Source organism: Frigoribacterium sp. RIT-PI-h (assembly GCF_001297205.1).
Taxonomy (GTDB): Bacteria; Actinomycetota; Actinomycetes; order Actinomycetales; family Microbacteriaceae; genus Frigoribacterium.
Genome location: NZ_LHOZ01000080.1, coordinates 92,158 through 103,639 on the forward strand (window position 1 = coordinate 92,158; position 11,482 = coordinate 103,639).

9 protein-coding genes, 1 tRNA gene and 1 pseudogene are annotated in these 11,482 nt (G+C 70.6%); 6 read left to right on the forward strand and 5 right to left on the reverse strand.

Annotated features, from left to right (window positions below; all coding sequences use genetic code 11):
* The first annotated feature begins 64 nt into the window (after positions 1-64).
* The 3 genes from pstC (at position 65) to pstB (ending at position 2,965) form a co-directional block, all read left to right on the forward strand.
* Positions 65-1,027 carry a phosphate ABC transporter permease subunit PstC gene (gene pstC, locus AEQ27_RS12055; protein ID WP_054146878.1) on the forward strand — a complete coding sequence of 321 codons (963 nt, stop codon included), beginning with the start codon at positions 65-67 and terminating at the stop codon, positions 1,025-1,027.
* Positions 1,027-2,121 (forward strand): phosphate ABC transporter permease PstA, encoded by a 1,095-nt coding sequence (gene pstA / locus AEQ27_RS12060; protein WP_054146879.1) that lies wholly within the window; start codon positions 1,027-1,029, stop codon positions 2,119-2,121. The genes pstC and pstA overlap by 1 nt, the downstream gene beginning before the upstream one ends.
* A 64-nt stretch (positions 2,122-2,185) precedes the next feature.
* The gene (pstB, locus tag AEQ27_RS12065) at positions 2,186-2,965 is read left to right on the forward strand and encodes a phosphate ABC transporter ATP-binding protein PstB (RefSeq protein WP_054146880.1); all 780 of its coding nucleotides are present in this window, start codon (positions 2,186-2,188) and stop codon (positions 2,963-2,965) included.
* A gap of 142 nt (positions 2,966-3,107) precedes the next feature.
* Here the strand turns inward: pstB and AEQ27_RS12070 are convergent, their stop codons facing one another.
* The 3 genes and pseudogenes from AEQ27_RS12070 to AEQ27_RS12080 all read right to left on the reverse strand — a co-directional run bounded on the left by AEQ27_RS12070 (position 3,108) and on the right by AEQ27_RS12080 (position 6,104).
* Positions 3,108-4,040, reverse strand: a complete 933-nt coding sequence (locus AEQ27_RS12070; RefSeq protein WP_054146881.1) for an anti-sigma factor domain-containing protein — start codon at positions 4,038-4,040, stop codon at positions 3,108-3,110.
* Positions 4,037-4,632 (reverse strand): annotated as a pseudogene (locus tag AEQ27_RS12075) (sigma-70 family RNA polymerase sigma factor). Before AEQ27_RS12075 ends, AEQ27_RS12070 begins: the two are co-directional and overlap by 4 nt.
* An 842-nt stretch (positions 4,633-5,474) precedes the next feature.
* Entirely contained in the window at positions 5,475-6,104 is a 630-nt protein-coding gene (locus AEQ27_RS12080; protein ID WP_054146882.1) for a hypothetical protein, read from the reverse strand.
* Positions 6,105-6,264: 160 nt separating this feature from the next.
* On the opposite strand from AEQ27_RS12080, the gene AEQ27_RS12085 reads away from it, so the two are divergent.
* A tRNA-Lys gene (locus tag AEQ27_RS12085) sits at positions 6,265-6,337 on the forward strand.
* A 454-nt stretch (positions 6,338-6,791) separates the two neighbouring features.
* Here the strand turns inward: AEQ27_RS12085 and AEQ27_RS12090 are convergent.
* Positions 6,792-7,733, reverse strand: a complete 942-nt coding sequence (locus AEQ27_RS12090; protein WP_054146883.1) for an aldose 1-epimerase family protein — start codon at positions 7,731-7,733, stop codon at positions 6,792-6,794.
* 74 nt (positions 7,734-7,807) lie between these two features.
* Entirely contained in the window at positions 7,808-8,674 is an 867-nt protein-coding gene (locus AEQ27_RS12095; RefSeq protein ID WP_235451074.1) for a DeoR/GlpR family DNA-binding transcription regulator, read from the reverse strand.
* A gap of 79 nt (positions 8,675-8,753) precedes the next feature.
* Between AEQ27_RS12095 and galT the strand changes: the two genes are divergently transcribed.
* On the forward strand, positions 8,754-9,857 hold the full coding sequence (gene galT / locus AEQ27_RS12100) for a galactose-1-phosphate uridylyltransferase (protein ID WP_054146884.1): 1,104 nt from the start codon (positions 8,754-8,756) through the stop codon (positions 9,855-9,857).
* Positions 9,854-11,059 carry a galactokinase gene (galK, locus tag AEQ27_RS12105; RefSeq protein ID WP_054146885.1) on the forward strand — a complete coding sequence of 402 codons (1,206 nt, stop codon included), beginning with the start codon at positions 9,854-9,856 and terminating at the stop codon, positions 11,057-11,059. The genes galT and galK overlap by 4 nt, the downstream gene beginning before the upstream one ends.
* Positions 11,060-11,482: the final 423 nt, after the last annotated feature.

Here is an 11,482-nt window from a genome sequence, read left to right on the forward strand (position 1 = left end):
ACCACGCACCACGCACCACGCACCACCCCCGAACCCCACCCGAGCCTCCGGAGGACCCCGTCCGATGACCGCCCCCGCCACGACCTCGGCCCCCGCCGTCGTCCCGAAGCCCAAGCGACGTCCTGCCGACCGGATCTTCTCGGGCAGCACGGTCGTCGCCGGTGGTCTCATCCTCGCGATCCTCGCGGCCGTCGCGCTCTTCCTCATCGTGCAGAGCATCCCGGCCCTCACCGCGGCTCCCGAGGACGTCTCGCTCTCGGGTTACCCCGGATCGTTCTGGGAGTACGTCGGACCGCTGGCGTTCGGCACGGTCTACGCCGCCGCCCTCGCCCTCCTGATGGCCCTCCCCGTCGCGATCGGCATCGCCCTCTTCATCTCGCACTACGCGCCCCGCAAGCTCGCCCAGGGACTCGGCTACGTGATCGACCTCCTGGCCGCCGTGCCGTCGGTCGTCTTCGGCCTCTGGGGCAGCATCGTGCTCGCCCCCGCGATCCAGCCCTTCTACGACTGGCTGGTCAGCACGTTCGGCTGGTTCCCGCTCTTCGCCGGCCCCGTCTCGGGCACGGGTCGCACCCTGCTGACCGCCTCGATCGTGCTCGCCGTGATGATCCTGCCGATCATCACCGCCCTGAGCCGCGAGGTCTTCCTCCAGACGCCGGTGCTGCACGAAGAGGCCGCCCTGGCCCTCGGCGCCACCCGCTGGGAGATGATCCAGATCGCCGTGCTGCCCTTCGGCCGCCCCGGTGTCATCTCGTCCGCGATGCTGGGCCTGGGTCGCGCTCTCGGCGAGACCATGGCGGTGGCCCTCGTGCTCTCGCCGGCACTCGTCATCAACCCCGCGATCCTGACCTCGACGAACTCCTCGACCATCGCGGCCAACATCGCCCTGCGGTTCCCCGAGGCGCACGACATCGGCATCAACACCCTCATCGCGACCGGCCTCGTGCTGTTCGTCATCACCCTGATCGTGAACTCGATCGCCCGTTACGTCATCAACCGCCGCAAGGCCTTCTCGGGAGCGAACTGATGGCCACCACCACCGCCGGCGTGCGCCGGTCCAGCCCCTCCGTCAACGCCCTCACGACGGGCCGTCTGCCCAAGGCCGCTCCGCTGGTCATCCTGCTCGGCAGCTGGGTCGTCATGGGAGTCGTCTTCGCGCTGCTGAACGCGGCCGGCGTCACCGAGTCGTTCAACTGGGTCGGGGCGATCATCCTCGGCACCGTGCTCTACGCCGTGCTCGTCTTCGTCGTCGCGATGCAGATCGAGGGCATCCGCCGCGCGAAGGACCGCGTCGTCACGACCGCCGTCAGTGCCGCCTTCATCATCGCGCTGGTCCCGCTGGTCTCCCTGCTCTTCACGGTCGTGACGTCGGGCTCCAACCGGTTCGACGCCGACTTCTTCGCGATGTCGATGCGCAACGTCGTCGGAGCTGGCGGCGGTGGTCTGCACGCCATCACCGGCACCCTGCTGATCACGGCCCTGGCCGCGGTCATCTCGGTGCCGATCGGCCTGCTGACCGCCATCTACCTCGTCGAGTACGGCCAGGGCCGTCTGGCCCGCGCGATCACGTTCTTCGTCGACGTCATGACGGGCATCCCGTCGATCGTCGCCGGCCTCTTCGCCTACGCCCTCTTCGTCATCTTCTTCGGCGAAGGCGTGCGCATGGGCGCCGCAGGCTCCGTGGCACTGGCCGTGCTGATGATCCCCGTCGTCGTGCGCAGCACCGAGGAGATGCTGAAGCTCGTGCCGAACGAGTTGCGCGAGGCCGCCTACGCCCTCGGCGTGCCGAAGTGGCTGACCATCGTGAAGGTGGTCATCCCCACCTCGGTCGCCGGCATCACGACCGGCGTCATGCTGGCCATCGCGCGCATCATCGGTGAGACCGCTCCGCTGCTGATCACGGCGGGCTTCACCGCCAGCATGAACTACAACCTCTTCGACGGCCGCATGCAGTCGCTGCCGGTGTTCGCCTACAGCTCGTACGTCAGCCAGGGCACCGACGCGGCGGCCTTCATCGACCGGGCCTGGACCTCCGCCCTCACCCTGATCCTCATGGTGATGGCGCTCAACCTCTTGGCCCGCCTGATCGCCCGCGTCTTCGCCCCCAAGCTCGGCCGCTGACCCGGCCGCTCCGACCCACACCCCGTCCCGGCTCCCGCCCGGCTCCCACCCCGAAGGAATCACCGTGTCCAAGCGCATCGAGGTCAACGACCTCAACGTCTACTACGGCAAGTTCAAGGCCGTCGAAGACGTCAACATCACCATCGAGCCCCGCACGGTCACCGCGTTCATCGGCCCGTCCGGTTGCGGCAAGTCGACCTTCCTCCGCACGCTCAACCGCATGCACGAGGTCATCCCCGGTGCCTACGTCGAGGGCGAGGTGCTGATCGACGGCAACGACCTGTACAGCCCCGGCGTCGACCCCGTGCTCGTCCGCCGTCAGGTCGGCATGGTGTTCCAGCGCCCCAACCCGTTCCCGACGATGAGCATCCGCGACAACGTGCTCGCGGGCGTCAAGCTCAACAACCGCCGCATGTCGAAGAGCGACCAGGACGGCCTCGTCGAGTCGTCGCTGCAGGGCGCGAACCTCTGGAACGAGGTCAAGGACCGCCTCGACAAGCCCGGTTCGGGCCTCTCGGGCGGTCAGCAGCAGCGTCTCTGCATCGCGCGGGCCATCGCGGTCTCCCCCGACGTCGTGCTGATGGACGAGCCCTGCTCGGCCCTCGACCCGATCTCGACGCTCGCCATCGAGGACCTCATCGAGGAGCTCAAGCAGCAGTACACGATCGTCATCGTGACCCACAACATGCAGCAGGCCAGCCGCGTCAGCGACAAGACGGCGTTCTTCAACATCGCCGGCACCGGCAAGCCCGGCAAGCTGATCGAGTACGACGACACCGCGAAGATGTTCTCGAACCCGAGCGTGCAGGCCACGGAAGACTACGTGTCGGGACGCTTCGGCTGATCCGACACCGCGCCTCCTCGGGGTGAGGCGCACCTGCACGTCGCGTGTCCGCGAGGTGCACACGAGAAGAGGCGGTCCACCGGGTGGTGGACCGCCTCTTGCGTGGGGTGGCGGGTCAGGCTGCCGGGTCAGGCGTGCCCGGTCAGGCGCTGGGGATGGCGACGACCGGGTCGCTGGTCGGCGACGACGATCCACCCGCGGGCTCGACCGTGATGCCGACCGTGTCGCCAGCATTCATCTCGCCCTTGAGCACGTGCGTGGCCGGGGCGTTCGACGAGGCGTCGAAGGTGCCCGCGGGCACGGCTCCGTCGTCGTTGATGTACCAGAGCTCGTAGGTCTGGTCGCCGGGCAGCGAGGTCATCCCGTCGACGACGACGGCCGAGCGACCGAGTTCGTTCGACCAGATGAGCGTCGCCTTGCCCCCGGTGCTGACGTCGGCCACCGAGCGCTGGAAGTCGCTCGCGGCGTAGATCTCGTCGATGCCGGAGGCCTGCTGCTCTTGCTGCTGGCCGGACTGTCCGAGCCCCTCGACGAGGGCTCCACCGCCGAAGAAGAGCGCGGCAGCCGCGGCGGCCGCACCGAGGACGGCGACCGGACGCGTGAACCAGCGACGGTGCGCGGCCCCGGTCGGCGTGAGGACGCGGGCACCCTCGGACTCGCTCGGCTCCATCTCGGGAGCGGGGGTGCGCTCGACGCGACGTTCGTGGTCGCCGTCACCCGCGCCTCCTGCGGTCGTCGCGGTGTCGTGGTCTGCCGTCGGGCCCGTCGCCGTGAGCGGCGCGAGCTGCGGCGTCGACGCGATGAGGTCGAGCACGCTGGCGCGGAGCCCGGCCGACGGGGTGACGGGCCGGGCCGCGTGGGCGAGCAGCAATGCGGTCTCTCTCAATTCGGCCACCTCCGTCCTGGTGTCGTCGTGCTGGTCTGATGTGTCGTCGAGGAAGGCCTCGAACGCGTGTCGTTCGTCGTCGCTCAGTGCGTCGAGCACGTAGGCACCGGACAGGTGGTCGGTGTCGACGTTCGTGGTGCCCGCGTCGTCCGTGTGCCGGCCGCGCGTGGGCTCGTCGTGGTCGGTCACGATGCGACCCCCATCTCGTCGCGCAGACGGATCATGCCGTCGCGCAGTCTGGTCTTGACGGTGCCGATCGGCACGTCGAGGAGTTTCGCGACCTCGCTGTGGCTGAGGCCGCCGTAGTAGGCGAGCTTCACCGCCTGCCGTTGCAGTTCGGTGAGGCGTCCGAGGGCCCGCTCGACCCGCTCGTGCTCGATGCGGCTCTCGACGGACTCGGTGACCGAGTCGAAGTCGGTCTCGAGGTCGCGCACGCCTATCTTCAGGTCGCGGTCACGACCGGCCTGGGAGGCGCGGATGCGGTCGACGGCCCGGCGGTGCGCCATCGTGAGCATCCAGCTGGCGGCGCTGCCCCGGGGGAGTCGAAGCGCGTGGCGTTCTGCCAGATCTCGAGGAAGACCTCTTGGGTCACCTCTTCGGACTGGGCGTGGTCTTTGAGGAGCCGCTTCACCAGGCCGAGCACGCGGGGTGCCGTCTGGTCGTACAGCTCGGCGAAGGCGGTCTGGTCACCCTGTGCTACTCGCGGCAACAGTTCGTCGGGAGTCGTCGGAGCGAGCCCGCTCTCGGGTGTCTCTGTCTCTCGGGTCACGAGTTCGAGCATGTCAGGGTTCACCTCCGGTCGCACTGTTCGTCGGTTCGTGGGTCACGATCCGGGGCGGATCGTGATGTGGGGCGGGTGGTGCTTGGCGGTGCGGTGTTCGTCGTGCGGTGTTCGTGGTGCTTGGCGGTGCGGTGTTCGTGGTGCGGTGTTCGTGGTGCTTGGCGGTGCGGTGTTCGTGGTGCGGGCGGGACCCCCTGCGATGCGGCCGTCTGGGGTGGCGTTCAGGCCCGGTGCATCGCAGGGAGACCAGCCCGCCGACGCCCGAAACGTAGGGAGGACGGGTGTCGGCGGGGGGTCTTGGAGCCCTCACGTGAATGGTTCGGCACCGGGGGCCGGGCGGATTGGGCGAACATTCGTGTGTGGCCGTGCTGCTCGGTCGGTGCTCCGGGCCGAACCCGACCGGCGGCGGGCCGGGATGCGTGCCGAACCCGACATCCGGGCCCTGACTCGCCGCTCACTTTCCTCTGTAGCCGTCGGACGCTGCCCAAGTGTCGCGATTTGCACACGTGGGCGAGGGCGCTGTGCGGGGCTCGGACGGGACGAGGAGGCGCAGGTCGCGGCGCGAGGAGGGCGGCGGTCGGTCGTCACGCCGGGTCTCGACCGAGAGCTCGTCTCGGGAGGAAGAGGTGCCGGACCGCAGAAACGCCTCTCGGCGCGAGGCCGCTCGAAGCGGCTAAATTTGGAGCCCGGGGTTACTGCGGCCCGACCACAGAGACTTTACCCGCCTCGGGCCGAGCGGTCCGACGAGTTCGCGTCGTGCGAACGCCGCACGGGTCCGCGCGTGTCGAGCCCGCCCGATCGCATGCGACCCGGCGCGGGCCTCGACCGCACGAAGCCGCCGGTCAGTCGAGGCTGTCGTCGCGCCACAGGTGGGCGCAGGCGACGAGGTCGACGCCGAGCTCACTGAAGCGCAGGGCGCGGCGGGTGAGCTCACCGGCGCGGTCGGAGCCGACGGCGTCCTGGTCGTCGGCGACCGAGGTGGCGCCGGCAGCGGCGAGGCGGCAGAACGCGGCACCCCGCTCGAGCGCGATGGCGAAGTCCCCGACGAAGACGCCACGGAGGATCAAGTCGGCGAGTTCGAGGATCTCTTCCGGGCTGGCCGGCGCCGGGGCTCCGGCGACGACCGGGTCGATCGTCGTGGCGACCTGGACCCCGCGCTCGAAGAGCTGGGTGACCTCGACCGGATTCTGGCGGATGACGGCCCGTACGAGGTAGATGCGCCAGAGGGCACCGGGCAGGCTGTGCGGGCTGGCCCGCGCCCACAGCTCGGCGACCGCGTCGATGCCGTGCTGGTCGGTGAAGGTGACGAGCCGGTCGAGGATCTCGGGGCTCGGGTCGTGCTTGACGCGGGCGACGAGGGCCGAGGCCGACTCGTGGGCGGCGCGGTTCATCGTCGCGGGGCCGTCTCCGCCCTGGAAGGCTTCGACCGCGGACCCCGAGAACGGGGTCGGGCGGGGGAATGGTCTCGGCACCGGCCCCACGAAAGGCGCGACCCCCGACACCGGGCCGGACGTTCGCCCACGGCACCACCGCCGGCACCCCGCGACGCCGGTTCCGGCTCCGGCTCCACCGAGGAGGCGCGAGTCGGCCTGGCGACCGAGAGCCGCGGCATCCCGTAAACTGGATACGCACGGGCCTCTAGCTCAGTTGGTAGAGCATCGGACTTTTAATCCGCGGGTCGTGGGTTCGAGCCCCACGGGGCCCACCTGTATCCGTCGCAGTCCCTGCGATGTTCGACATCGTCCGGCCCCCGAGCCCGCGTCCCCGCGCCACCAGAGCCGCTTCCCGCCCCCCGGGAGGGCGGGGCCGACACCGCCCCCGAATGCGGCGGCCCCGCCACGAGAGACTGAACCCGAATCCTGTCCCCCGATTTCAGGGGGGTCCCACCCACCTGGTACGCGCAGAACCTACGCCATCAAGGCGTCACGTGTCGGCTTTTCTGTCGAGGACGAGAGAAAGCGCCCCTCCGGTTCGGGCCGGGAGGGGCGCTCGGCCTCCTCGCGACGGATGTCGGACAAGCCGACGGCATCGCTACGGGGTACGCCAGGGTTACGGGACCCTGGGGAGACAGCAGTGGACGTTACGCTCACCAGAACAGACCGGTCCCAGGTTCGCGCAATCCGGACATCGCGCTCGTCTGCCCTCCTCGACGAAGGCCGCTAGACGCCGGCCGCCCGGTACCGCACACCCCAGCTGCCCGTCCAGGTCTCGCCCGGGTCGAGCCAGCGCAGACCCTCACCCGAGGCCAGCGCGTTGGCCGGTGCCGTCATCGGCTCGGCGGCGACGGCCAGCCCCTTCACCCCGCCACGAGGGAAGTTGCGGGGCGTGAACACCTGCACGTACTCGAACGACGGGTCCTGCCAGAGTTCGGTCGCCGAACCGTCGGGCGCCGTGAAGGGCGTCGGGCGGATGCCGTCGGCGTCGGGCTCGACATCGCGGTAACCCGTGTCGAGGTCGAGGTCGCCCAGGCGTGGGCCCTGCGACAGGTCGAACTCGGTGCCGGCCACGGGTGACGTGCCGACCGGGATGCTGGCCTCGTCCGTCTCGTACCGGGTCGCCGCCGCGAGCGTGACGGTCAGCGTCGCCGGGTCGTGGTCACCCACCCGGAAGAACGGGTGCGACCCCACGGCGAACGGCGCGCGATCGGGGCCGACGTTCGTGATCGTGTGCGTGACCACCATGCCGTCCACGACGAGTTCGTGCCGCACGGTCGTGTCGAGCTGGAACGGGTACCCGTGCTGCGGGAACACCGTCGCCCCGAGCGTCACGGCATGGGACTCGCGCTCGACCACCCGGTAGGCCGTGTAGCGAAGCAGCCCGTGGCTGGCGTTGCCCTTGGCCGGCTCGGTGAGGTCGAGCTGCTGCTCGCGCCCGTCGAGCGACCACCGGCCGCCGGCGACGCGGTTCGGCCAGGGCACGAGCGTGATGCCGCAGGCCGAGGGCGGGGCCTCGTCGGCGCCGAACGTCTCGGTCAGGGCGACGCCGTCGACGGCCAACGCGCGGATGCCCGCCGCCACCTGCGTGACGACACCCGTGACGTGGTGCCCGTCGTGCTCGAGGGTGAGGTCGTACTGCTCTCCGGTCGGGTTGCTCGTCGTCATCGCTCCAGTCTCGCTCTCGGGTGTCGGTGGCGTCCGGGATCTCGTGCTCCCCTCGGTGACGAGGGACCACGGGCTCAGGGACGCGAGGGGGCCGGGTCGCGAGGAGGCGCGTCGACCTCGCCCGCGCCTCCTGCGGTCACGACGGCGAGGCCGGCTCGGCGCAGCTCGGCGACGGCGTCGTCGTCGGCACCCGCCGTGACGAGCCCCTCGAAGGTGTCGAGCGGACCGATGACGCCCAGGTGGGCCTCGCCGAGCTTGCTGCCGTCGGCCACGATGTACGACCGGCGGGCCGTCTGGGTCATGAGGCGCTTGAGGTCGGTCTCGGGCAGGTTGACGTTCGTGACGCCGTGGGTCGCGTGGACGCCGGTGCAGCCGATGAACGCCAGGTCGGCCGTGACGCTGGCGAACACGCTGGTCGCCAGCGGGTTGACCAGCGAGTGCTGCAGCGGTCGCAACGTGCCGCCCGACACGATCACGGTGAACCGCGGCACCGCCTGCTCGAGCGCCAACGCGATGGTGAGGCCGTTCGTCACGACGACGACCCCCTCGAGGTCGTGCCGTTCGAGCAGGGCCAGCGCGATCTGCGTGGTCGTCGTGCCGACGTCGAGCACGACGCAGTCGCCCGAGCGCACGAGCGACGCGGCCTCGACCCCGATGGCCCGTTTGGCCTCGGTCGAGACCGAGCTCTCTTCTTCGAACGGTCGCTCGGCCGGCCGGTCGACCGACAGCGCCCCGCCGTGGACGCGCGACAACAGGCCGTCGGCCGCCAGGCTCTCGAGATCGGTGCGGATCGTCACCTCGGACAGCCGGAACTCTCGCGCCAGCTCGGCCGTGCGGACGAACCCGCGACGCCCGACGAGGTCGGCGATGCGGTCGCGACGCCGCTCGCCCGGCAGCGGCGCGGACTGCGGCACCGGGGGCGGGGTCGAGTTGCCGTTCACCCGGCTAGTTTCGTATGCTTTCACGTACTTTCGCAACTGCAAGTCGTGGTCGCGAGTGCCCCGAGCAGAAGGAGGCGCGATGTCGTCCATCACGAAACGCGCGACGGTCCTGTCCGACGGTCGCGAACTCATCTACTTCGACGACGCCGACACCACGCTCACGGCCGAGCGACGCGTCGACGCCCGAACGCTCGACCCCCGTCCCGACACGGCGACCATGCGACAGGACGTCCTCACCGGCGAGTGGGTGTCGATCGCCGCCTCACGGCAGAACCGCGTGTTCCTGCCCCCGGCCGAGCTCGACCCGCTGGCGCCGGCCAGCGAGACGAACCCGTCCGAGATCCCCGACGTCTACGACGTCGCCGTCTTCGAGAACCGCTCGCCGTCGTTCGGGCCGCTGCTCGAGAGCGACGACGCTCCCGAGGGCCTCGACGACCTGACCCGGATCGGCCTCGAACGCACCCTGCGCAGCGTCGGCCGGTGCGAGGTCGTCTGCTTCAGCCCCGAGACCCACGGGTCGTTCGCCGACCTGAGCGAGTCCCGCGCCCGCACGGTGGTCGAGGCCTGGGCCGACCGCACGGCCGCCCTGTCGGCCCTGCCCGGCATCCAGCAGGTGTTCCCGTTCGAGAACCGCGGCCAGGCCATCGGCGTCACCCTGCACCACCCGCACGGCCAGATCTACGCCTACCCCTACGTCACGCCCCGCACCACGCGACTGCTCGACAGCATCGAGACCTACGGCCCGACCCTGTTCGCCGACCTGCTCGACCGCGAACGCTCCGGCCCGCGCGTCGTCCTCGCGGGCGAGCACTTCACGGCCTTCGTGCCGTTCGCCGCGCGCTGGCCGATCGAGATCCACCTGCTGCCGCACCGCCACGCCCCCGACTTCGCGGCCCTGACCGACGACGAACGCGACGAGCTCGCGGTCATGTACCGGCGCCTCCTGCGCGGTGTCGACGGCCTGTACGACGACCCGACGCCCTACATCGCCGCCTGGCACCAGGCCCCCGTCGGCGTCGGCCGCGACACCGTCCGCCTGATGCTGCAGATCACCTCGCCTCGTCGGGCCGAGAGCAAGTTGAAGTTCCTGGCAGGCTCCGAGGCGGCGATGGGAGCCTGGGTGGGCGACCTCGTTCCCGAGGTGCAGGCCGACCGAATCCGAGAGGCGATCGAGCGATCATGACCGACACCACCACTCCCCAGGGCTTCCGCGAGGTCTTCGACACCGAGGTCGCCGGCCGCTGGTCCGCCCCGGGCCGCGTGAACCTCATCGGCGAGCACACCGACTACAACGACGGCTTCGTGCTGCCCTTCGCCATCGACCGTCGCACCACCGTCACGGTCGGTCGCCGCGACGACCGCCTGCTGCGCGTGGCCTCGTCGTTCGAAGGGGGCGTCCACGAGGTGTCGCTCGACGACCTCGACCCGAGTTCGATGTCGGGTTGGTCTGCGTACGCCTTCGGCGTCGCCTGGGCTCTGTCCGTCGCGCCCGACCGGGCCGACTCGCCCGCGTTCAGCGCCGCGGGCAGCGACCTCTCGACCATCGACCTGTCGGGCGTCTCCGGTTTCGACCTCTTCGTCGAGTCCGAGGTGCCGGTCGGCGCCGGGCTCTCGTCGTCCGCCGCACTCGAGTGCTCGGTGGCGGTGGCCTTCGCCGACCTCTGGTCGCTCGACGTCAACCGCTCGGCCCTGGCCGCGGTCGGGCAACTCGCCGAGAACGAGGCCGTCGGCGCACCGACGGGCATCATGGACCAGTCCGCCTCCTTGCTCGGCAAGGCCGACTCGGGAGTGTTCCTCGACTGCCGCAGTCTCGACGCCGACGTCGTCGACCTCGGCTTCGCCGCCGCCGGCCTCGAGGTGCTCGTCGTCGACACCCACGTCGAGCACGCCCACGCCACCGGCGGTTACGTCGAGCGCCGCGCGTCGTGCGAGAAGGGCGCCGCCGCCCTCGGCGTCGACTCCCTGCGCGACCTCGACGCCGACGACCTCGGTCGGGCCGAAGAACTGCTCGACGACGAGACCTTCCGTCGTGTCCGCCACGTCGTCACCGAGAACCAGCGCGTGCTCGACACCGTCCGCACGCTGCGCACCGACGGCCCGCGCGCGATCGGCCACCTGCTCGACACCTCGCACGTGTCGATGCGCGACGACTTCGAGATCTCGGTGCCCGAGCTCGACCTCGCCGTCGCTACCGCCCAGGCCACCGGGGCCGTCGGGGCCCGCATGACGGGTGGCGGCTTCGGCGGGTCGGCCATCGCGCTCGTCCCCTCCGAGGCTCGCGCCGATGTCCAGTCCGCGATCGTCGCCGCCTTCGCCGAGGCCGGCTACACGGCTCCGACCGTGTTCACGGTGCACGCCGCCGAGGGCGCCCGCCGCGACGCCTGACGCCGCGCTTCGCGCGAGACGGGCACGGCACCACGAGACGGGCACCGCACCACGGGATGGGCACAGCACCAGGGGAAAACCTGGCGCTGTGCCCATCTTCTGGCGTGGTGGGCCAGCGGCGGCGTTCCCCGCCACGAGGTAAACACCCCGCCACACGATTGCATGGCGGCATGTTTGGTTCGTGGCGGGATGAGGGCACTTCCCCGACCCAGCACCACGAGACGGGCACCGCACCACGGGATGGGCACAGCACCAGGGGAAAACCTGGCGCTGTGCCCATCTACTGGCGTGGGGGGCCGGCGGCGGCGGTCCCCCCCACGAGGGAAACCCCCCGCCACACGATTGCATGGCGGCATGTTTGGTTCGTGGCGGGATGAGGGCACTTCCCCGACCCAGCACCACGGGGAGGGGGCCGCACCACGT